The sequence below is a fragment of the Acidicapsa borealis genome (assembly GCF_059115245.1).
Map to the genome: position 1 here is coordinate 4,035,997 of NZ_JCACNY010000001.1, position 21,092 is coordinate 4,057,088.

Sequence of the window (21,092 nt, forward strand, 5' to 3'; positions counted from 1 at the left end):
GGTACAAAAGTTCCTGCTTCCATCCACGTCGTATTGCGAAAAACTACTCCCCGCGCAAAGCCTGCACTGGTTCCACCATCGCAGCCCGACGCGCCGGAATCAGGGACGCAGCCACGGCAAGCAGAAAGATCGAGGCCACCGCAACAATCATCACCACAGGATCGAGCGGGTCTACCTGGAACAGGAAAGACCGCAATAACTTCGTCGCAAAAAACGCAACAACAGCGCCGATGCCGCATCCTGCAAGTCCGAGCTTCGCGCCCGAAGCAACAATGATGCCCAGCACTCCCGAGCGCTGCGAACCAAGCGCCAGCCGGATGGCCATCTCCTGCGTACGCAACGCGGCAGAGAACGCAATCACGCTATAGATTCCCAGCAGCGCCAGCAACACCGCCGCCCCAGCGAAAGCTGAGATCAGCGCCGTGTTGAACCGCCGCGGAGCCTCACCCTCGCCCACCACGCGCTCCATCGATTCCACCTGCGTCAACGGCAGACGCGGATCGAGAGACCGGACCGCGGACAGCAGAGCTTCTGTCATCTGCTCCGGCGCAAGGCTGGTATGCAGCACAATGGAACCGTTCGTGGCATTCAACATGTCACCCGCAAAGCTGCCATAGGTAGCAGAAGCCTGAGTGGCAGGCTGATACACCTGCTCAAGAGTTGCCTGTTCCGCAGAGCTCTGCTTGAGGTCCGCAATCTCACCCACAACAGTCAGCCATGGCATCGGTGTGTCCTGCAATCCCCAATGAATACGCCGTCCAACCGGATCCTGACCTGGCCAGTAATGCTCGGCCATCGTGTGATTCACAATCACAACCAAGGGCGATCCAGCGCGATCTGCATCCGTGAAAGCACGACCGCGCAGCAGGCGAATTCCGGCAGCATGGAAGTAGTCGCCCATCACCTGCGAAATCCACGCCGAGTTCATTGCAGCGCCCTTCGGTGCAACATAACCTTCCGCAATGAAAGTCGTATTGCTGACCTGATTGGCGGCTGGCAACTGCGACGTGATGCCAACAACATTGGCGCCCGGAATCTGCTGCAACTTACTGATCAGCTGGCGATTGAATGAGTCCACAGCAGCCTGCGTCGAATACTCTCTGCGTGGCAAACTGTAGGCCGCCGTGAGCGTATGATCTGGCTTGAATCCGAGGTCCACCGCGCGCAGCTTCTCAAAGCTTCTCAGCAACAGGCCAGAAGCCACCAGCAGTACCAGCGCCACGGCCACTTCAGCAATCACCAGGCCCGACCGCAAACGCGCATGTCCGCTGCCAGAACTTCCCGTCCGCCCGCCTTCTTTCAACCCTTCGTTGATACCGGTACGCGAGGCGGCAAACGCAGGAATCAACCCGCAGAGCACACCCGTCAACACAGCCAGTCCCAGCGCAAACGCAACCACTTCCCAATCAAGCCCAATCGAACTCACACGCGGCAGCGTCTCCGGCAAAAAGCTCACACCGATCCGCAACGCCACCGAAGCAAACCCAAGCCCGAGCAAACCACCCGCGGCACTCAGCGTCAGTGTCTCAATCAGATTCTGCCGCAGAATCGTCGATGCGCTCGCACCAAGCGCCAAGCGCACCGCAATCTCGCGCCGCCTACGAATCACGCGCACCAGCAGCAACCCCGCAAGGTTCGCGCAAGCAATAAACAACACAACGACCACAGCGAGAAACAGTGTCCGTACCAGCGGCTTGGCCTGCGACACCGTGTTCTCATCCAGCCGCTGAAGCGTTGGCGTAATCTTCAAGCTGCTCATCGCCGGCGGAAAGCCGCGCATGATCTCCTGCGACACGCGTGCCGCCTGCTGTTGCGCCTGCGTAGCACTCACGCCCGGCTTCAGCCGCCCCACCATGTGATAGTTCCAGCTGCCCTGATTCGCCAGTTCTTCTGGCGAAATGCTCATCGGCACCCAAAGCTCGCTACGATTCAACTGTCCCGGCACCAGCGGAAACTCAAACTCCCGCGGCATCACGCCAATAATCTCGTAACTCACCCGGTCCAGCAGAATCTTCTTGCCCAGCACCTGCTCGTCGCCATGAAAGCGGCTGCGCCACATGTCATAGCTCAGCACCGTTACGCGCTGCTTGCTCTCGTCCTCCTGCGCCGTAAAGGCGCGGCCAATCAGCGGCGCAACCCCCAGCGTAGGAAACACTCCGGCAGTGAGCCTCGACGCGTTAATCTGCGCCGGGGCATTCCCATCCGTGAACTCGTAGTATGTCGAGATGTAGCCGCCAAGATTCGAAAATCCCTGCGCATCGCGCTCGTACTTGGGTATCTCGCTCGCTGCCACCGAAGGGCTCGGCAGATCCACGCCCTTCAGCTCATCGCCCAGAATGTACAGCGACTGCTGCCCTGGAAATGGCAGCGGCCGCAACAGCACGCCCTCCACGATCGAGAAGATCGCCGTCGTCGCCGCAATGCCGAACGCCAGTGTGAGGATCGCGGTAAGCGCAAAGCCCGGCGACTTACGCAACTGGCGCAACGCGTACCGAATGTCGTAAGTCACGGAAGCAAACATGGCAAATCCTCATGAGAAAAAAGAACAGGCGAGCCCGGCGCGTACGGCAAATCCGCCCACCGGACCCACGTTCTGTCTTACCAACTGCGAATCTAGGCCTAGACCTCAGCCAGTAATTGGTTCAGCTCGCCCTCGGCCACAACCTTGCCGTCGAACAAGTGCACCTGGCGCTCCGCATGAGCCGCAAAACGCGGATCGTGCGTCACCATGCAGATAGTCGCACCCTCTTGATGCAGCTCCTGCAACAGCTTCATCACCGCTTCGCCGTTTTTCGAATCGAGGTTACCCGTCGGTTCGTCAGCCAGCAGGATCGAAGGCGAACCAGCCAATGCGCGCGCCACAGCCACACGCTGCTGTTGACCGCCCGAGAGCTGCGCCGGATAGTGCCGCATACGATGCGCCATGTTCACGCGCTCCAGCGACTCCTGCACCTTCTTCTTGCGCTCCGCCGAAGGCATGCCCGTGCGATACGTCAACGGCAGCTCCACATTCTCAGCAACAGTCAGATCGCCAATCAGGTTGAAGCTCTGAAAGATGAACCCAATCTCCTGGTTGCGGATGCGCGAGCGGTCAGCGAAGTTCAAATTCGCCACTTCCTTGCCATTCAACGTGTAGCGGCCGCCCGTCGGCGTGTCGAGCAATCCAATGATCGACAGCAGCGTTGACTTACCGCAACCCGAAGGGCCGCTCATCGCGACATACTCGCCGCGGCCAATCGTCAAATGCACTCCGGACAATGCGTGCGTCTCAATCTCGTCCGTATAGAAGACCTTCGTCATCTGCTCAATTTCAATGATGTTTTGGCTCATCTTCCCGTCCTCTCTCTCGTGACTATTCCAGTCGAATCTTGTCTACGCCGTCCTGCTTGCTCATGTCAGACAGGATGACGGTGTCGCCAACCTGCAATCCTTCAAGAATCTGCATACTGTTGACCGAAGCGCGGCCCATCTTCACCGCAACCCGTGTCGCTGTCTTTCCATCCGGGCTCACCTTGAACAGGCTGAGCGTGCTGTTGATATTGCCAAAGGCCGGACGCCCAACCTGCAACGTGTCCTGGATATGATCGAGGTCGATCACGCCATCCACGCTCAGGTCAGGACGAGCACCCTGCGGCAACTCGCCTGTAAGCTCTACGTCAACCGTGACCGTTCCGTTCAATACACCCGGATCGATTCTGCTGACTTTGCCCGGAATCACGCCGTTATGCGTATCGATCTCAGCCGGTTGGCCAATCAGGATGTCGCGCGCCTGCGTCTCGGCAATTTTCAGGCTCGCCTTCAGCTTGTCCGTCTGCTCCACCTGCGCCACCGAAGTACCCACAGCCACATGCTGGCCCACCTGCAATGGCACCGGCAGCGCTACCAGCGTCCCCGCAATTCCAGCGCGAACCTGTAACGCAGCTTCCTGCTTCTGGTAGAGGTCCAGCAGCGCCTGCGCCTGATCGATCTTCGCCTGCGAAGAAGCCAGCTGTACCTCAATCGCCTTGGTGTTCATGTCAATCTGCTGCAGACTGATCTGGTGCTGCGTCGTGAGTTGATCGGCCTTGTTCTTGCTCGCGTTGTACTCAATCCCCGACTTCACGCCCAGCTCAAACAGCTGCTTATCAATCTGCGCCTGCAGCTGATCCTGCGTGTAATCCGAATTGATCGCCGCCGAAGCCGCCTTCTTGTCCATCAGCGTGCTCTGCAAGGTCGCCTGCATCGTCTTGTAATCCGCCCGAGCCGCCTTCAGCTGCAACTGCGCGTCCAGCAGCTTCTGCTGTAGAAGCGGATCCGCCAGATCCAGCAGAATCGTGTCCGGCGTCACCTTCGCGCCTGGCAGCACACGAATCTTCACCACCGTCGCGTCTGTCTGCGCCGGGATGAGCTCAATGCCCTCTTCGCGCGGCACCAGTGTGCCCGGCCCGCGCACCTGCAGGATCAGCGGACCCCGCTTGACCGTGTCAGTCCAGATCGTTGCCTTGTCCACAGTCGGCGACGCCGGTTTCAACCGCGTCACAAACCACGCCAGCGCGGCCACGACAACAACCGCGACCGCGATCCAGATCCATTGTTTCCGCTGCTTCTTCTTCTTGATGTCAGGCCGTGAGATATCCATCGCGCCATTCTATTTGCACTTCAGTGGCCAATACAGGTCACCTGCTTTCAGTCACTTACAAGCCCCACAAACCCAGCACTTGTCCGCCACCGGATTCAACTGTCCATTTCCGGACAACAAACCCCGCAAGCCCCACACCCCTCTTGCCGTTTCACCTGGTCCTTGGACTGGTTTCCTTGGACTGGTCGTTGTTCTTCCTCTCCTTCTTGTCATTCCCGCCTGGAATCTGCCGCGGGCCTCTGCTCCCAACAGTCGAAAAGCATCCTGCATCACGAGACACGGGTTTGAGCAAAAACAATCCAAAACCATCTTTAACTCATTCATAAATAAGAGAGATATTTATAAAATTGACAATCGTATATAAGTCAGATCATAATGGTGATGGGTACTTTTAAACTTAAGGAGAACAATCATGCGTCCTACCCTTATTGCCGCCCTTCTGCTTTCCCCGGTGCTCACCGCATCGGCAGTCGCCAGCATCCCAAAGTCAGACGCCGCAACTCCTAAGAACGTCCGCATCAGCACCGGCGTCGTCGCTCCCGAAATCATCAGCAACGAAAACCTCCGCATCCCCTCCGGCTCGCTCGGACTCTACGGCCCGTCCCAGGCCAAAGTCGTCCTCAGCTTCCAGGTCGATGAAAAGGGCAACGCCCAGGCCGTTCGCGTCGTCAAGTCCGTCAACCCCACGGTCGATGCCGCCGCTGTCGAAGGCGTCCTCAAATCCCGCTTCCGCCCCGCCTCGCTCGACAACACCGCAGTCCCGATGGAAATGAACCTCACCATCGTCGTCCAGCGCTAAACGTCCAGCGCTAAGCGTCAGTCGCAGAGCTACCCTCCCCAGGGCGCATCCCGTTCGAATCGTTGAGTTCCCGCCCAAAAGAAATCCTCCCGCAAGGGAGGATTTCTTTTTGCCCGCTCACATCAGGCGCGTTCGCCAACCCACGGCCGGTAGTGCCCAATTTCAGCAGTTGGAATGCGAACCGTCCATCAGCGATTGCGCATCGTCGTCACGAGTATTGCGCAACGTACCACATCGATTGCGCATTGCAGGACAGGGATTGCGCATCGTCAAAAGTTGCTCCAGCCCAGGAGCGCGACCTGCGTCACACACAGAACCAACTGTCCACTGTTCTCTGCCCGCTATTCCCTGTTCCCTGCCCTTCACGGCTCATCCCGATAGATCCCAATCTGCGCCGTCCCACCCTCGCTGAGCTTCGCCCGAAACATCCCCGGCGTATTGAAGCTCCACGCCATCTGCCCATCCGGAGTCAGCGCAATCACCCCGCCATCGCCATGCAGCGCCACCAGTTGCCTCTGCACCACCTCATCCGCAGCCGCCTGGAGCGATAACCCCTTGTATTGCACCAGCACGCAGATCGTCCGCGCCACAGTAAGACGGATAAAGTACTCGCCAACCCCCGTCCCCGAGACCGCGCAGGACTGGTTCGAAGCGTAAGTCCCAGCCCCAATCACCGGCGTATCCCCCACCCGGTTCCAGCGCTTGGCCGTAGTCCCACCGGTCGAAGTCCCGGCAGCCAGGTTCCCTGCCTTGTCCAGCGCCACCACACCGACCGTCCCAAACTTATGATTCTGCGGCGTTTCCAGGAACGCCATCGGCTTCACCGGCGGCTCAGGAACCCCAGCAGGCCTCGCGGGCACCGGCTTCCCATCCTTCTTTAACTGATCCACAAGCTGCTGCCAGCGCCGCTCCGTAAAGAAGAAACTCGGCGGCACCTGCTCCAGCCCCTGGCTCGCCGCAAAGGCATCCGCACCCGCGCCAATCAGAAACACATGCGGAGACTTCTCCATCACCGCCCGCGCCAGCGCAATCGGATGCCGCGTCTTCTGAACATCCGCCACCGCTCCAGCCGAAAGCGTCTTCCCATCCATAATCGCCGCATCGAGCTGGTTGGTCCCGTCCGCAGCAAAGACCGCCCCACGCCCGGCATTGAACATCGGATTGTCCTCAAGCAACTGAATCGCCGCCTGCACCGCATCGAGCGAAGACCCGCCAGAATCAAGCACCTTCGCAGCAGCATCCAGAGCCTCGCGAATCCCCGCCCGATACTGCTTCTCCGCCTCCGCAGTCATCGAAGACCGCTCAATCACCCCAGCCCCACCATGCAAAACCACCGCCCACTTATGGGTTGTTCGTTCAGAAGAAACCGTCTGCGCTGCAGTTAAGCTGTTAGCCACTGAAATAAAACCTGTGGCCAATACTAGAAACAATCGCATCGAAAATCCTCCCTCATACAATCGGCACCTAAAAGTAGCCTTGACATCGCAGACATTACAAAATTTTATACGGATGGATTTTCAAGGCCGCGTCTAAACCTAAAGTCTTTCTATCGCCCTCCTCAGCGCCAGAAGGTCCGCCGAAACATTTTGAAAGTGCACGGGCTTTTCCAGATCGAGTTCACCACTTATCAATATCCCTTTACGGATTAAGACCGATTCGAGAGAGTCCACCGTAAGAGATAGGTTCTCCAGCCCATTGATTACGTCTTGAATTACTTCTTTTTCATCTTTTGTCATTATCACCTCTTTGAGGATGGAACAACGGCCTGAATGCAGCGCCAAGCGCCCGAGTTAATGCTAGTAATTGCTTTACCTGTAAATCTGTTGAAGGAGAGCATTTCCAATGTGTTTTTCTCGTTGTTCAAAGCGAGGGTAAATCGAACGGTGTCGTTATCAACACTTACTTCCAGTTGTGGCAAATGGCCCTTACGCATGATGTCATCGGAATTTGGATCAGGAGTCATTGTCCCATCAGAACCAAGCGACACCGTTTGAGCCTTTCCGTCACCCAACCAGATGCCGGGAGTCCATAAAGCTGAGTGATCTTTAGGGTATTGTCTCCAATTAAATTCAGCGAAACCCTCGTTGATTTTCAACCCTTTATGGAAGGTTTTTAAAGAACCAAAACCGTTAGCTTTTGTTTTATCGTCGTTGTCAATATCCTCTCCTATCTGTACAAAGATGAACAGATCTTCGGACTCATGAGGAAGGTCAACAGCAAAGCAACCATATGACTTAACAATTGGTGCATCTAAGATTTCGATTCCTCTAGCAGCTACGAGTTCATTAAAAGACTTACACCCTTTCATGAGGGATTCTTCTGGAAGAGCTTTTGTAGCTTCCTTGCTCTCGTTGTAGAGAGAACAATCGACCTGACCAAAAGAGGTAAGAGGACATAAAATCAGGATCAAAGCTACCAGATAATGTTTCAAAAAATCGCTCCTTCATCCGACACCAGATCGTCCGTGTCTCCCTATTCAACCACACCGGCCAGTACCGGGGGAACCGCGTATTACCCACTCATGCTAAGAATCACTCCTTAAACACAACCCCGTCTTTCATAACAAACTTCACCTTCTTCAATACCGAAATATCCGCCAACGGATCACCCGGCACAGCAATCACATCCGCCAGAAAGCCAGCCTTCAACTGCCCGATCTGCCCTTCCCAGTCCAGCAACCGCGCGCCGTGAATCAGGTCCGCCTTCAGCACCTCTGCGGGAGACATCCCGAACTGCACCATCAGCTCCATCTCGCGCGCCTGCGTCCCATGCGGAAACGGCCCCACATCCGAGCCCACCGCCATCGGCACGCCTGCCGCCAGCTGACGTTTGAACTGCGCAGCATGGAACTTCTGTGACTCATCGCCCCAGTCGCCCACCGAAGGATCCGCATGTTTGCCGAAGTACTCCGTAATAGTGAAGGTCGGCACCGCATAAATCTGCTTTTCTTTCATGAGGCGCATCGTTTCATCGCTCAGATAATCCGCATGGTCGATCGAAGCCACACCAGCCTTCGCTGCAAACAGAGCTCCCGGCTCGCCCGTGCAGTGAACCCCCACCCGCGTACCGACTCGCGCCGTCTCCGTCACCGCTGCTTCCAGCTCTGCCTGGGTATATTGGTAGGGCGTGGACAGCTTGCCATCCTTCATCGTGTCCTTGCCAGTCTGGTAGATCTTGATGAAGTCCGCGCCCTCCTTCAACTGCCGCCGGATCGTCTCCACCAGCTCCGCCGCGTTGTTCGCATAATCGGCATTCGAAGGCACACGCGCTGCCGGGTTGTAGTGGATCGCGTCCTCATGCCCGCCCAGGATGCTGATCGCATTGCCGCTCACCCGCATCCGCGGCCCCGGAATCAGCCCATGATCGATCGCATTCCGCACCGCAGAATCCGCAGACCCGGCGCCCTCGGTGCCCATGTCGCGCTCAGCCGTATACCCGGCCATCAGATCATCCTTCGCCGCCAACTCCGCATAGATCGTCCGCTCCGGCACGGACTCCACAATGGCCTGCGAATCCTCCGCCCCCGGATGCAGAAACAGATGGACATGCGCATCGATCAGCCCCGGCATCAGCGTGCTCGCCCCGAGGTCAATCACCTGCACCCCTGCCGGATGCGTAACCGAAGCCCCAGCCTCGACAATCCTGTTTCCGCGAACCAAAACCTCGCCAGGACTGATCAGCTTGCCAGCCGCAACATCGAGCAGATGCGCAGCATGCAGGACAATTGCCGTTTCCGGGGCTGCGGAAGTCACCTGAGCCGCAAGTCTGGCAGGAATGAGAATCATAAGAAGGGAAAGGATCGGGCGAATCATGGACCCGATACTAGCATGGCCCTTTGGCGTAACGGCGGGGCTTATGGCTGCGAGGGCACCTCTTTTTCCCGACGCGGTAATCTAGCTGATCCACTCCCGCGCCCGCTGAAAGATCTTCAGAAACATCGCCTCGGTTAGCACCCCGGTATTCGTGTTCTGTAGCGACGGATGGTAGGTCGCTATCAGCACGATCCCGTTCGGCAGTACATACTCGGCTCCGTGCCGGAACTCAATGCCTTTGCGCGTCTGCAAAACTCCGGTCCGCAGCAGGTATGCCACGAAAGCATCGAAGCCGATCTTGCCCAGGCACACCACCACTTTGAGCTTCGGCAGGAGCGCAACTTCCTCATCCAGCCAGTGGGCGCAGTTGCGCTGCTCTTCCGGCAGAGGCTTGTTGCCCGGCGGAGCGCAGCGGACCGACGCGCTGATCCACATATCACGCATCTTCATACCGTCGTCGCGGCTTTCCGAGTTTGGCTGCGAAGCGAAGCCCGCCTCGTACAGGATTGGAAACATGAAGTTGCCCGACCCGTCGCCGGTAAATGGCCTGCCCGTCCGGTTCGATCCGTGCGCACCGGGTGCCAGGCCAAACAACAGCACCCGCGCCTTCGGATCGCCGAACGAAGGCACCGGCCGCCCCCAGTAGCTCCAGTCCCGCCACTGCTTCCGGCGAACGCGGGCAATCTCGGCGCAGTATTCCCGCAGACGCGGGCAGGCCTCGCAGGCAACGATCCGCGCGTTGAGCATGTCAAGATTTGGAGCGGGAGAAACATCCGGCATGAGCCTAATCTTACGATCCTGGCATAGGTGCGCAAAGAACAAGCGCCGAAGGGTGACCATTTGTCGTAGAATTGCAGCGTTTTGAGAAAACCTTTCCTGCCTGGCAAACGGCTCTGCCCGAAGCGGCTGGATTCCGCACCTTACCAAGCAATCGGAAGACGAGGACACACAGATGAAGCTCACCAAACGCCCGTCAACAGGGCCATTTCGCGGACTAGCCGCAGGATTCGCTGTCGCACTGACGCTCACTGGAGGAGCATTCACCACGATGAGCTACGCACAAGGCACAGGCCCGGAAGTCAACGGCGAAAAGGCCGTCACCCTCACGCGCAAAGCCACTCCCGGCGCCACCAAGCCTGAATTCACCTCGGTCACCGTCTTCCCCGGACGCGCGCTGATGTTGCAGCAGGTCACAGCAAATTTCCCCGGCAAAGGCGAAGTCGACGTGCTTGCCTCGCCCAGCCTCGCTGAATCCGTCTCCATGCTCAACGACAAGGACACGCCCAACGGCGACCTCGCCTACCGCCTGGGAGCCGCGTTCCTCTTCCCCTACCCCAACCGCATCCGCGGACCGCTCTCCGCCGACGGTAAGACCCTGACCACCGAGTGGCGTGGCAAGACGATCACGCTCCCGGCCAACAACATCGGAACGAAGCCTACCGCCGAGCGCCACGCCATGCACGGCCTCATCCTGAAGGCCAAGGTCGAAGACCTTAAGGTCAAGCAGACCCCCGCAGGCGGCACCATCACCGGCGTCATCCACGGCGGCAACTTCAACGGCCACTGGCTCTCGAAGACCGACCTTGTCGTGACCATCACCCTCACCGCTGACAGCGTGGACGCATCGATCGTTGCCCACAACGTCGGCACGGAGGCCGAGCCGGTAGCCTTCGCCTGGCACCCCTACTTCAACCTGCCCAGCGGCGATCGCAAGCAGGTCAAGCTCTACGTACCCGGTGCTGAGATGGCGGAGGTTGACAACTACGACAATGTCTTCCCCACCGGCAAGATCCTGCCCGTTGCCGGCACCAAGTACGACTTCCAGGCTCCGGGCGGCAGGGCGCTGGGCGACCAGTTCCTCGATGACAACTTCAGCAAACTGGCCGGCGGCAAGGGCAGCCCAGTCAAGGTCACCATCATCGATCCGGCAGCCAAGTACGGCGTCGAAATCGACGGCCTGACCCCCAACATCAAGACCATTCAGGTCTACGCGCCCCCGGCGAAGTCCTTCATCGCCGTCGAGCACCAGACCAACTTCGCCGACCCCTTCGGCAAGGAGTGGGGCAAGATGGACACCCAGATGATCACGCTCGAGCCGGGCAAGAGCACCAGCTGGCACGTTCGGCTGAAGGTCTTCGTCCCGTAATCTCGTCGTAGCTTCCGGACGCGCAGCCCAACCGGAAGCTGCGAGACACTCGATAGCTCCATGCTATGCTCTCCCTGACAGCCAACCTCACAAGCTTCAGGGAGAGACAGCAATGCTCACAAGCCGCTGGCTTCATGGCGTCCGCACCCTAGTTTTCCTGCTCCTGTCTGCCTCCCTGTTTTCCCTGCCCGCGAATGCAATTGGTCCTCACGGCGACGTCTTCGCCGGATTCAGCACCGATGGACACCTTGGCTGGGCAGCCGCCGCGCATGTCAAATTGCTTCCCTTTGTTGGTGTCGAAGGCGAAGTTGGCGGATATGATTACGACCTGCCCTCAACCACTCCCAAGGCCTACACGTTCCTCGTTGGCCCGCGCGTGACCGTAGGCGCATTCCGCCTAAAGTTCTTTGCCCACGCCCTCGTTGGTCGAGTCGAGCCGGTAGGCGGCTCAGGCTCCCCCTCCGGCGCTTTCCTTTACGGCCTCGGTGGAGGCGCGGATTTGCCCGTCTTTTCCCGTCTCAGATGGCGTGTCAGCGCGGACTATCTCGGCGTACCCGGCGGAAACCACGTCAAGCCGGACACAGGCCGCTTTTCCACAGGCCCAGTACTTCGCTTTTAGCCCAACTCCTTCGAGATCCGACAAGGTCTCCAAGTCGCTGCTCTTCCGTTTTTGAAGCTTGAACGGAATACCGAGCAATTTCCCTTTGCAAATTCGCGCTCAAAGAGAAAACAACGTAAACCTGAGGCCTAGATTTCCGTCTGATTGGAAAATGCTTGTTACCCAATTTCGCTGCCCCTGCTGCGCAGCACAAACACTCTCCATTCCTGGCTCCATGGAGCTTTGCCCCGTTTGCTGGTGGGAAGACGACGGGCAGGACTCGGACGATGCGTTTGAAGTCCGAGGAACAGTCAACGGCGAGCTCAGCCTCCATGAAGCCAGGCTGAATTACCGGCAATTCGGCGCCGCCCACCCACGATTCGTCCGCTACGTGCGCCCCGCAACCGCCGAGGAAGGTTAGCCCGGAGCCTCGCTGTGTGCCCCGGCGATACCCGAGAAGACAGACCTTCTCTGGGCAACAAATTCCCTACATTTCTGTCATAAACGTCCCCTAAAGCTCACCCGGCTCGGCGGCTGGTTTGACCGGGCTAGCCAACCCTCATACCATGAAAGAGAACGTCCTTCGCCCGCAGCCCTCGCCTGCGGATCGCCTTCTCCTGACAGACGGCCTTCCCTCCGGCAGAATCCATGGGTTGACGGGCGCGTAGCGGCATCCGATTTGTGGAAGGCATACCCTTGAGCACCTCAGAAACCATCGAAACAACACCCGTAGTCGAAGCTGAAACCTCCCTCCAAACTGTGGAAGGCGAACACGATCATCACGATCACGAGGGCCACGATCATTCTGGGCACGACCATGAAGGTCACGACCACAGCGGCCACAATCATGCTCCCGGCCCAGTTCTGAACCCCGAATGCGTCCGCGAAGTGAAGATTGAAGCGCCTGTCGAAGAAGTCAACAAGACCTTCGCCCGCGTTCTGAAGGAATACAAGAAGCACGCCCGCATCCCCGGCTTCCGCGCCGGCAAGGTGCCGGAGACCGTCGTCAAGCGCCGCTTCGAGGAGCAGATCAAGAAGGACGTCGTCGAGGCCCTGCTGCCCGAACGCTTCCAGGCCGCCATCAAGGACGCCGGACTCGTTCCCGTCTCGCAGCCGCAACTCACCAGCCTGACCCTCGAAGAGGGCAAGCCGCTCGACGGAACGGCAGTTTTTGAGGTTGTCCCTGCCTTCGCCATCGAAGGTTATGCGGACGTTCACGTTCCCAAGCCGACCGTCGAAGCTACGGAAGAAGAGTTCCAGCAGGAGTTGAAGCAGCTTCGCGAGTCCCGCGCCACCGTTGAGCCGGTTGACGAAGATCGTCCGCTGGTCGATGGCGACTGGGCGCAGATCAGCTACTCCGGTCAGGTTCAGATGGAAGAGAACGCTCCTCCGCTCGAAGGCCAGGATGCCCTGGTTGAAATCGGCGGCGCGGAAACCCTAGCAGCCTTCACCGAAGCGCTGCGCGGCGCCAAGGTCGGCCAGGAGCTGCAGGTCGAGACTGTCTACCCGGCGGAATACACCGAGAACAACCTCGCCGGAAAGACCGTTGCCTACACCATCGAAGTCAAGGCGATCAAGAAGCGTATCCTGCCTGAGCTGAACGATGAATTCGCAACCGAGCTGGGCGACTACGAAAACCTCGCCGCCCTTGAAGCCCGCATTCGCGAGCATCTGCAGGCGAGCAAGCAGCGCCAGTCCGAGCAGGAAGTGCGCGAAGCCCTTTTCGCCGCGCTCAACGAACGGTTCCCCTTCCCTGTTCCCGAATCGCTCGTCCAGCAGCAGGTCGATGCACGGCTTGACCGCGGCCTCCGCGCTCTCGCCCAGCAGGGCATGAACGCCGACATGATGCGCAAGCTGGACTTCACCCGCCTACGCGCCGCACAGCGTGATTCGGCCATCAGCGAAGTGAAAACCTCGCTCCTGCTCGACAAGATTGCCGACGCGGAACAGCTTTCCGTGACCGACGAAGAAGTGGATCACGAGATCTACATGGCCGCTCTGCAGCAGCGTGAGCCGGTCGAAACCCTCCGCGCCCGTTTGACGGAAGACGGCAGCCTAGCTAGAATCCGGGAACAACTACGGCGCGAGAAAACAGCCAGCTTGCTCTATCAACGTCTGCCCGCAGCGTAAGGCAGCCGCCAACTCATTTCATCGCCAACGACCACTCAAGTACGACCGGGCCGGGTTACGAAGGAGACCTCGAACACGGCCCGGAAACACATTCACAGGGAGCGCAATCCCGGCCCCCAGGCAAAAGTGAGAGAATAGCGCAATGGCATTAGTCCCCATGGTGGTCGAGCAGACGAGCCGAGGCGAACGCGCCTACGACATCTATTCGCGTCTGCTCCGCGATAACATCATCTTTCTTGGAACCCCGATTGACGACCAGATTGCCAACCTCATCGTTGCGCAAATGCTGTTTCTCTCCGGCGAAGACCCAGAAAAAGACATCCAGCTCTACATCAACTCGCCGGGCGGCTCCATCACTGCCGGTCTCGCTATCTATGACACGATGCAGTTCATCAAGAACAACGTCGTGACCTACTGCATCGGGCAGGCGGCCAGCATGGGCGCATTCCTGCTGCTTTCCGGCACCAAAGGCAAGCGGTTTGCTTTGCCTAACTCGCGCATCCTCATCCACCAGCCTTCCATGGGTGGTTTGAGTGGGCAGGCCACGGACATCGATATTCATGCCCGTGAGATTCTGCGCATTCGCGAAATCACCAACACGCTGATGGCCAAGCACACTGGCCAAAGCCTCGACCGGATCGAACGCGATGTTGAGCGCGACTTCATCATGACCGCTCACCAGGCCAAAGAATATGGCATTATCGACGAAATCATTGACCGGCCCCGCACATAAGTAGAAGCATTTCCCTGGAGGAAGTAGTTCCGATGAAAACGCGCACAGGACCGGAAGACACACTGCGTTGCTCGTTCTGCCATAAATCGCAGGACGCGGTAGCCAAGCTCATCTCGTCACCGAGTGATTACCCGCGCGCCTACATCTGCGATGAATGCGTCGGAGTTTGCAACTCGATTCTCGAAGACGATCGCGGCGAGGCTCATCCCACTACTTCCCCAGCACACCTGCCTAAACCGCAGGACGTTAAGAAATTCCTCGATGAATACGTCATCGGCCAGGACCAGACCAAGAAAAAACTCGCGGTCGCCGTCTACAACCACTACAAGCGCATCCAGATGAACCACGCGCGCAACAACGAGATCGAGCTGTCGAAGTCGAACATCCTGCTCATCGGACCGACCGGCTCCGGCAAGACTCTTCTCGCTCAGACCCTAGCCAAGATGCTCGACGTGCCCTTCGCCATCGTGGACGCAACCACGCTGACCGAAGCCGGATACGTTGGCGAAGATGTCGAAAACATCATCCTCAAGCTTCTCCAGGCAGCCGACGGCGACGTAGCCCGCGCCCAGACCGGCATCATCTATATCGACGAAATCGACAAGATCGGCCGCAAGGATGAGAACCCTTCGATCACCCGCGATGTCTCCGGCGAAGGCGTCCAGCAGGCCCTGCTCAAGATCCTCGAAGGCACAGTTGCCAACGTTCCACCCCAGGGCGGGCGCAAGCATCCGCACCAGGAATTTACTGCCATTGACACCACGAACATCCTCTTCATCTGCGGCGGAGCATTTGTCGGTATTGAGAAGGTCGTAGGCCGCCGCGTCGGCAAGAAGGCTCTCGGCTTCAAGGCAATTACGGACAACGATGCAGCCGAAGGCGCCATCGCCATCCGCACGCAGCGCGACACCGAACTGCTTCGCCAGACCGAGCCTCAGGACCTGATCAAGTTCGGCCTGATCCCCGAGTTCGTCGGCCGCCTGCCCGTCATGGGCATCCTCGATGAACTCGACGAAGCCGCCCTGGTCGAAATTCTCACCAAGCCAAAGAACGCCATCCTCAAGCAGTACCAGCGCCTCTTCGAGTACGAGAACGTCCACCTGCACTTCACCCCGGATGCCGCCAATGCAGTCGCCCGCGAAGCCCTGCATCGCAAGGTCGGAGCCCGTGGCCTGCGTATGATCCTCGAAGAGCTGATGCTGGACCTGATGTATCACCTGCCCAGCAACAAGCGAGTCCGCGACCTCGAAATCACCAAAGACATGGTAGAGCGCCGCGATCTGTCGCTCTCGCTTCTTGAAAAGGCTGGATAATGCTGGAGTTTTGAGTTTTGCTACACTCGGTGGAATGGAGGCAAGTCATGATTGAAATCGAATTGCGGCCCGAAGTCGAATCTGCGCTTGCCCAAAGAGCCGAAGTTCACGGCGTATCCCTCAAAGACTTCATCGCAGAAATTGTCGAAGCCGACGCGGCTGCACACCGGGATGAATTTCAGTACGGCCCCACCGAAGATCAGCTGCGTGCAGTTGAAGACATGTTGGCTTTTCAAGAGAGAACCCAACTTACACTTGGCGGCCTGAAAATCAAGGACTTGGTCCACGAAGGCCATAAGTACTGATGCCCTTTGTTCTTGACGCTTCCGCGACCATGACATGGTGTTTCGCGGACGAAGCGACACCGGAAACCCAAGCGTTGCTGCACGAACTTCCCTTGGTTGGTGCGGTCGTCCCTGCACTCTGGTATTTTGAAGTCGCCAACATCCTCGCAACCTCTATACGTAAAAAGCGTATTTCCCTGGTTGAAGCGGGAGATTTTCTCCGAACCCTGGACAAGAGCCGGATCCAGGTCGAAGATCGCATAAAACCAATTGATGGAAACAACCTACTCCCGCTCGTCCTTCAATATGGACTGACCGCATACGATGCGGCTTATCTCGAGCTTGCAAAGCGCAAGCAATATGCGCTCGCCACTCTCGACCGCGAGCTGATCGCAGCAGCACAATTGGAAGGCATCCAGCTCATACTCCCCACTCCCTAGCATCACTTCGGCTACGCCACCAATCCCGAATAACCATTCCGTGTGACCCCGCCGCCTTTTCCGCGTCCATCAGGATTACAATCTCAATAAGGCAATCCTGCAGGAGCCCGCAACGATTCGCTCCCTGCAGCATCTGTTACCTGAGGGGAATTACATGACAACACCGCGGGAAAAAAACGAACCACGCAAACTACCCATGATGCCAATCCGGGACATGGTGATCTTCCCGCACATGGTGACGCCGTTCGTCGTGGGCCGCGAGTCCAGCGTTCGGTCGCTTGAAGAAGCACTCACCGGGGACCGCAAGATCTTTCTCGCCACCCAGCATGACGCCAGCGTGGACGAGCCGAAAGCCAAGGAAATCTACCAGGTTGGGACCATCTGCAACATCGTGCAGTCGGTCAAAATGCCCGACGGCAACATCAAGGTCCTGGTCGAAGGCGTAGAACGCGCCAAGTCCACCGAAGTGACCGACACGGATGGCTTCTTCGTCGCCACGGTCCGCAAGGGCAAGAACAACTTCGAGATGACGCCGGGGGTCGAAGCCCTCATGCAGCGCGTGACCACTCTCTTCGAGAGCTATGTGAAGCTGCAGCAGTCGCTGAACTACGAAACCATGATCGCCAGCGTCCGCATGGATGAGCCGGCCAAACTCTCCGACGTCATCGCCGCGAACCTGCAGCTCGGCATTGAAGAGAAGCAGGAACTCCTCGGGATCTTCGATCCCGCAGCCCGTCTTGCCCGCATCGCTGACGTGCTCGACGTCGAAATCGAAAAGCTCGACCTAGACCGCAACGTCCAGTCCCGCGTCAAGCGGCAGATGGAGCGCGCCCAGAAAGAGTACTACCTCAACGAGAAGATCAAGGCCATCCAGAAGGAGCTCGGCCGCGGCGAAAAGAACGAGTTCGACGAGCTCCGCAAGAAGATAGAAACCTCCGGCATGCCCAAGGATGTAATGGAAAAGGCGACGCAGGAGCTGGCCAAGCTCGAAGCCATGCCGCCCATGTCCGCCGAGTCCACCGTCAGCCGCAACTACCTCGACTGGCTTCTCGCAGTGCCGTGGAAAAAGCGCAGCAAGGAAACCCGCAGCGTTGACCGCGCCGAAAAGGTGCTCAACGAAGACCACTATGGCCTCGAAAAGATCAAGGAGCGCATCCTTGAATTCCTCGCCGTACGCCAATTGGTCAAGAATCCGAAAGGCTCCATCCTCTGCTTCGCCGGACCTCCGGGCGTTGGCAAAACTTCGCTTGGCATGTCGATCGCCAAGGCCACCGGCCGCAAGTTCGTCCGTCTGTCGCTTGGCGGCGTCCGTGACGAAGCTGAAATTCGCGGCCACCGCCGCACCTACATCGGCGCCCTGCCCGGCCAGATCATCCAGGCCATGAAAAAGGCCGGCACCAAGAATCCTGTCTTCCTGCTCGACGAAGTCGACAAGATGGCCAATGATTTCCGCGGCGACCCAGCTTCGGCCCTGCTTGAAGTCCTCGACCCCGAGCAGAACACCACCTTCCAGGATCACTACCTGGACGTCGATTACGACCTTTCCGAGGTTCTGTTCGTCGCCACCGCCAACGTCCTGCATACCATCCCGGCCCCGCTCCAGGACCGCATGGAAATCCTGCGCCTCAGCGGCTACACCGAGGTCGAAAAGCTCGAAATCGCCCGCAACTACCTGCTCAAAAAACAGCGCGAAGCGACCGGCCTGACCGAAGCCAACATCACCTTCAACGACGACGCCATCGTCGCCGTCATCCGCGACTACACTCGCGAGGCAGGCGTCCGCAACCTCGAGCGCGAGATCGGCAACGTCTGCCGTAAGGTCGCCCGCCGCGTGGTCAAGCACGGCGCCAAGCACAAGGAAGAAATCACAGCAGCCAATATCAACGAGTTCCTCGGCGTCGCCCGCTTCCGCGATTCCGAAGTTCACGACAGCCCGGAAGTCGGCCTCGTCACCGGCCTCGCCTGGACCGAAGTCGGCGGCAGCATCCTCACCACCGAAGTACAGGTGCTCGACGGCAAGGGCAAGCTCACCATCACCGGCCAGCTCGGCGACGTCATGCAGGAGTCGGCACAAGCCGCGCTCAGCTACATCCGTGGCCGCGCCAACGCTCTCGGCCTCCCGCGCGACTTCTACCGCAACATCGACATCCACCTCCACGTCCCCGAGGGCGCAATCCCCAAGGACGGCCCTTCGGCAGGCATCACCATCGCGACGGCTCTGGCCTCAGCGTTGGCCAAGATCCCCGTCCGGCGCGATATCGCCATGACCGGCGAAATCACCCTCCGCGGCAAGGTTCTGCCCATCGGCGGCCTCAAAGAGAAGCTCCTCGCAGCCCAACGCGCCGGCATCTTTGAAGTGATCCTCTGCAAAGCCAACGAGAAGGACACGGTGGATCTGCCGCCAGCCCTGAAGTCCGCGATGAAGCTCCACTTCGTCGATCAAATGGATGAGGTCCTGAAGATCGCCCTGCAATCCCCGCTGATCGCCTTCACCGAGCCGGAAGCCGGAAATATCCCCAACATCCCGCCTACCGAGCTGCCTTCAGGCCAGACCACCCGTCAGTAAACCCGACGCCGCGTGGGGTATTTCCGAGATCATCCGGAAATGCCCTGCGCGGTGTCTAAGTTTCTAGAAGCGTCTCACTTCCCTTCCCGAGTCATCGCTGAATGCTTGACCGCCGCGCCTGGATTATCACCGGAGCTATCTTCCTCCTGATCGCGGTATCCATCGCCGTGTGGATTCACCGCACCCGGACCAAGTTCGAAGGCCGCTCTCTCTCTGCCGCGCCTCAATCCAAAAAGTCCGAAACGAAAAAGCTCCACGTCGACGGCTGCGAGCTGGACTTCCTCGTCAAGCCCACGCAGTTCGTCGAACCGCGTATAGCCCCCGGTGCCACTCCGGACCAGTTCCGCGCCATCTACGGCAAAGAATCGCGGCTCCAAAAGCCATCTACCTTCGTTTACGACAAGTGGGCCTATTCCCTCAGCGACACCTACCTCGGCTCGAACGGCTCACCAAAGGGCAAGGACAACGCCATCCAGATCCACCTTAACGAAGGCCACGCCCTCGAAACGCTGGACGACATTGAGCTAGGTATAGACTCCTTCGCCATCATCTACCGCAAGATGCAGGAAGACCACGAGCGCCAGGTTCACGAGCGGCTCGACCGCGTCGGCAGCAACTGGGTCTACACCGTCAGCTTCTACTCCATGTGCGGAAAAGCCTTTCGCAGCGAGTACTCCCGCACCATCCCCAGCGACCCCGACCTCGACAAGATGATCGCCCCGAAAGACTTCGTTGTTGACGGCAAGACCCAGCCCGGCACCGGTCCGCTCCGCACCGTAATCTTCGGCACCAAAGTTGCCAGCGACTTCGCCCTTGTTCCGGCTAACGGCACAGATGTCGCCCCTGGCCCTCGGGTTCCTCTAGCACCTCCACCCGAGCCGTCTCCCAAAAGTCACACAAACCACCGCTAGCAAGCAGTAGGTTTACAGATGCATGCAAAATCATCGATCGTCATCGTTCTGTTCACTGCGTTAGCGATTGTTGTGTATTTCGCTGTCAACCATCTACATCCAGCGCCTGCCGCAGCGGTTACAACAAAATCGCCAGGGATATCAGCAATTGAAAATAAAACGCCGACCGGCTGCCAATCTCTTCAGCCTGCAGGCCATCAACAACCGAAAGTTATGCCTGGAGCGTCACTCGATAACCTGCGTGCAGCCTACGGAACAGAATCATCCAAGCAAGATGATGGCTCTTATCTCTGGAAATATACCGACTTTAGGCTGCAAACACTTCCCATCCCTCAGGATGGATTGATACCGGGCATGATCCTCACGGCAAACAAAGGCCATACGGTTGAAACCACGGATGGAATCGTCCTCGGAAAAGACACTTTTCGATCTGTGCTTGCCAAGGCAAAGGCCTTGAACCTGCAGGTGCATGAACGAATGGACGGGCCAGAAGGCAACTGGACTCTGACCGTGGATTTCCCCTCGGTCTGCTATCCAAATCTGGTCAGCGAATACTTTTGGATGATCGAGGGCAGCCCAAAGATCGACGCCCAAGTCATTCCTAAAGAACAACTTGCCAACAATCCCTGGCATTCTGACGTATTTCTTGACAAGATCGTGGATAGCTACACGATTCAGCCTCAAGCAGATTATGACCGTGATGAAGATGGCAACCCGTCCACTCATCTCGAACACCCATAGT

20 protein-coding genes are annotated in these 21,092 nt (G+C 58.3%); 12 read left to right on the plus strand and 8 right to left on the minus strand.

What is annotated here, in order from left to right; genetic code table 11:
- Nucleotides 1–43 precede the first annotated feature (43 nt).
- The 3 genes from AC5S27_RS16550 to AC5S27_RS16560 form a co-directional block, all read right to left on the minus strand.
- On the minus strand, nt 44–2,521 hold the full coding sequence (locus AC5S27_RS16550) for an ABC transporter permease (protein WP_493935669.1): 2,478 nt from the start codon (nt 2,519–2,521) through the stop codon (nt 44–46).
- Between the two features lie 98 nt (nt 2,522–2,619).
- Complete coding sequence (locus AC5S27_RS16555; RefSeq protein WP_493935670.1) at nt 2,620–3,330, minus strand: ABC transporter ATP-binding protein; 711 nt, start codon at nt 3,328–3,330, stop codon at nt 2,620–2,622.
- 22 nt (nt 3,331–3,352) lie between these two features.
- Entirely contained in the window at nt 3,353–4,618 is a 1,266-nt protein-coding gene (locus AC5S27_RS16560) for an efflux RND transporter periplasmic adaptor subunit (RefSeq protein ID WP_493935671.1), read from the minus strand.
- 412 nt (nt 4,619–5,030) lie between these two features.
- Between AC5S27_RS16560 and AC5S27_RS16565 the strand changes: the two genes are divergently transcribed.
- Nucleotides 5,031–5,417 carry a TonB family protein gene (locus AC5S27_RS16565; RefSeq protein ID WP_493935672.1) on the plus strand — a complete coding sequence of 129 codons (387 nt, stop codon included), beginning with the start codon at nt 5,031–5,033 and terminating at the stop codon, nt 5,415–5,417.
- Nucleotides 5,418–5,779: 362 nt separating this feature from the next.
- On the opposite strand, the gene AC5S27_RS16570 is transcribed toward AC5S27_RS16565, so the two are convergent.
- The 5 genes from AC5S27_RS16570 to AC5S27_RS16590 all read right to left on the minus strand — a co-directional run bounded on the left by AC5S27_RS16570 (nt 5,780) and on the right by AC5S27_RS16590 (nt 10,009).
- Nucleotides 5,780–6,853 carry an isoaspartyl peptidase/L-asparaginase family protein gene (locus AC5S27_RS16570; RefSeq protein WP_493935673.1) on the minus strand — a complete coding sequence of 358 codons (1,074 nt, stop codon included), beginning with the start codon at nt 6,851–6,853 and terminating at the stop codon, nt 5,780–5,782.
- A gap of 99 nt (nt 6,854–6,952) precedes the next feature.
- On the minus strand, nt 6,953–7,153 hold the full coding sequence (locus AC5S27_RS16575) for a hypothetical protein (protein ID WP_493935674.1): 201 nt from the start codon (nt 7,151–7,153) through the stop codon (nt 6,953–6,955).
- Between the two features lie 2 nt (nt 7,154–7,155).
- Entirely contained in the window at nt 7,156–7,848 is a 693-nt protein-coding gene (locus AC5S27_RS16580) for a hypothetical protein (protein ID WP_493935675.1), read from the minus strand.
- Between the two features lie 100 nt (nt 7,849–7,948).
- Nucleotides 7,949–9,229 carry a metal-dependent hydrolase family protein gene (locus AC5S27_RS16585; protein WP_493935676.1) on the minus strand — a complete coding sequence of 427 codons (1,281 nt, stop codon included), beginning with the start codon at nt 9,227–9,229 and terminating at the stop codon, nt 7,949–7,951.
- An 81-nt stretch (nt 9,230–9,310) separates the two neighbouring features.
- A complete protein-coding gene (locus AC5S27_RS16590) occupies nt 9,311–10,009 on the minus strand; it encodes a uracil-DNA glycosylase (RefSeq protein WP_493935677.1) in 699 nt (232 codons plus the stop codon).
- Between the two features lie 172 nt (nt 10,010–10,181).
- Here AC5S27_RS16590 and AC5S27_RS16595 point away from each other — a divergent pair, with 172 nt between their 5' ends.
- From AC5S27_RS16595 to AC5S27_RS16645, 11 genes are all read left to right on the plus strand, one after another.
- Nucleotides 10,182–11,375, plus strand: a complete 1,194-nt coding sequence (locus AC5S27_RS16595) for an aldose 1-epimerase (RefSeq protein WP_493935678.1) — start codon at nt 10,182–10,184, stop codon at nt 11,373–11,375.
- A 112-nt stretch (nt 11,376–11,487) separates the two neighbouring features.
- On the plus strand, nt 11,488–11,994 hold the full coding sequence (locus AC5S27_RS16600; RefSeq protein WP_493935679.1) for a hypothetical protein: 507 nt from the start codon (nt 11,488–11,490) through the stop codon (nt 11,992–11,994).
- Nucleotides 11,995–12,145: 151 nt separating this feature from the next.
- Nucleotides 12,146–12,394: a CPCC family cysteine-rich protein gene (locus AC5S27_RS16605; protein ID WP_493935680.1), complete on the plus strand. Its 249-nt coding sequence runs from the start codon at nt 12,146–12,148 to the stop codon at nt 12,392–12,394.
- Between the two features lie 275 nt (nt 12,395–12,669).
- The gene (gene tig / locus AC5S27_RS16610; RefSeq protein WP_493935681.1) at nt 12,670–14,103 is read left to right on the plus strand and encodes a trigger factor; all 1,434 of its coding nucleotides are present in this window, start codon (nt 12,670–12,672) and stop codon (nt 14,101–14,103) included.
- 142 nt (nt 14,104–14,245) lie between these two features.
- The gene (clpP, locus tag AC5S27_RS16615) at nt 14,246–14,836 is read left to right on the plus strand and encodes an ATP-dependent Clp endopeptidase proteolytic subunit ClpP (protein WP_493935682.1); all 591 of its coding nucleotides are present in this window, start codon (nt 14,246–14,248) and stop codon (nt 14,834–14,836) included.
- A gap of 32 nt (nt 14,837–14,868) precedes the next feature.
- Nucleotides 14,869–16,149: an ATP-dependent Clp protease ATP-binding subunit ClpX gene (clpX, locus tag AC5S27_RS16620; RefSeq protein ID WP_493935683.1), complete on the plus strand. Its 1,281-nt coding sequence runs from the start codon at nt 14,869–14,871 to the stop codon at nt 16,147–16,149.
- A 47-nt stretch (nt 16,150–16,196) separates the two neighbouring features.
- Complete coding sequence (locus AC5S27_RS16625) at nt 16,197–16,454, plus strand: hypothetical protein (RefSeq protein ID WP_493935684.1); 258 nt, start codon at nt 16,197–16,199, stop codon at nt 16,452–16,454.
- Nucleotides 16,454–16,873, plus strand: coding sequence for a type II toxin-antitoxin system VapC family toxin (locus AC5S27_RS16630; protein ID WP_493935685.1), 420 nt, complete (start codon nt 16,454–16,456; stop codon nt 16,871–16,873). The genes AC5S27_RS16625 and AC5S27_RS16630 overlap by 1 nt, the downstream gene beginning before the upstream one ends.
- 154 nt (nt 16,874–17,027) lie before the next feature.
- Nucleotides 17,028–19,439 carry an endopeptidase La gene (gene lon, locus AC5S27_RS16635; protein WP_493935686.1) on the plus strand — a complete coding sequence of 804 codons (2,412 nt, stop codon included), beginning with the start codon at nt 17,028–17,030 and terminating at the stop codon, nt 19,437–19,439.
- A gap of 101 nt (nt 19,440–19,540) precedes the next feature.
- Entirely contained in the window at nt 19,541–20,350 is an 810-nt protein-coding gene (locus AC5S27_RS16640; RefSeq protein WP_493935687.1) for a hypothetical protein, read from the plus strand.
- 18 nt (nt 20,351–20,368) lie between these two features.
- On the plus strand, nt 20,369–21,091 hold the full coding sequence (locus AC5S27_RS16645) for a hypothetical protein (RefSeq protein WP_493935688.1): 723 nt from the start codon (nt 20,369–20,371) through the stop codon (nt 21,089–21,091).
- Nucleotide 21,092 lies beyond the last annotated feature (1 nt).

Coding starts and splice junctions, on each gene's coding strand:
- clpP (WP_493935682.1), top strand. CDS start 14,246: ATGGCATTAGTCCCCATGGTGGTCGAGCAGACGAGCCGAGGCGAACGC.
- AC5S27_RS16565 (WP_493935672.1), top strand. CDS start 5,031: ATGCGTCCTACCCTTATTGCCGCCCTTCTGCTTTCCCCGGTGCTCACC.
- AC5S27_RS16645 (WP_493935688.1), top strand. CDS start 20,369: ATGCATGCAAAATCATCGATCGTCATCGTTCTGTTCACTGCGTTAGCG.
- AC5S27_RS16590 (WP_493935677.1), bottom strand. CDS start 10,009: ATGCCGGATGTTTCTCCCGCTCCAAATCTTGACATGCTCAACGCGCGG.
- AC5S27_RS16570 (WP_493935673.1), bottom strand. CDS start 6,853: ATGCGATTGTTTCTAGTATTGGCCACAGGTTTTATTTCAGTGGCTAAC.
- AC5S27_RS16555 (WP_493935670.1), bottom strand. CDS start 3,330: ATGAGCCAAAACATCATTGAAATTGAGCAGATGACGAAGGTCTTCTAT.
- AC5S27_RS16595 (WP_493935678.1), top strand. CDS start 10,182: ATGAAGCTCACCAAACGCCCGTCAACAGGGCCATTTCGCGGACTAGCC.
- AC5S27_RS16605 (WP_493935680.1), top strand. CDS start 12,146: ATGCTTGTTACCCAATTTCGCTGCCCCTGCTGCGCAGCACAAACACTC.
- lon (WP_493935686.1), top strand. CDS start 17,028: ATGACAACACCGCGGGAAAAAAACGAACCACGCAAACTACCCATGATG.
- AC5S27_RS16640 (WP_493935687.1), top strand. CDS start 19,541: ATGCTTGACCGCCGCGCCTGGATTATCACCGGAGCTATCTTCCTCCTG.
- AC5S27_RS16550 (WP_493935669.1), bottom strand. CDS start 2,521: ATGTTTGCTTCCGTGACTTACGACATTCGGTACGCGTTGCGCCAGTTG.
- AC5S27_RS16600 (WP_493935679.1), top strand. CDS start 11,488: ATGCTCACAAGCCGCTGGCTTCATGGCGTCCGCACCCTAGTTTTCCTG.
- AC5S27_RS16560 (WP_493935671.1), bottom strand. CDS start 4,618: ATGGATATCTCACGGCCTGACATCAAGAAGAAGAAGCAGCGGAAACAA.
- AC5S27_RS16575 (WP_493935674.1), bottom strand. CDS start 7,153: ATGACAAAAGATGAAAAAGAAGTAATTCAAGACGTAATCAATGGGCTG.
- AC5S27_RS16630 (WP_493935685.1), top strand. CDS start 16,454: ATGCCCTTTGTTCTTGACGCTTCCGCGACCATGACATGGTGTTTCGCG.
- AC5S27_RS16625 (WP_493935684.1), top strand. CDS start 16,197: ATGATTGAAATCGAATTGCGGCCCGAAGTCGAATCTGCGCTTGCCCAA.
- AC5S27_RS16585 (WP_493935676.1), bottom strand. CDS start 9,229: ATGATTCGCCCGATCCTTTCCCTTCTTATGATTCTCATTCCTGCCAGA.
- clpX (WP_493935683.1), top strand. CDS start 14,869: ATGAAAACGCGCACAGGACCGGAAGACACACTGCGTTGCTCGTTCTGC.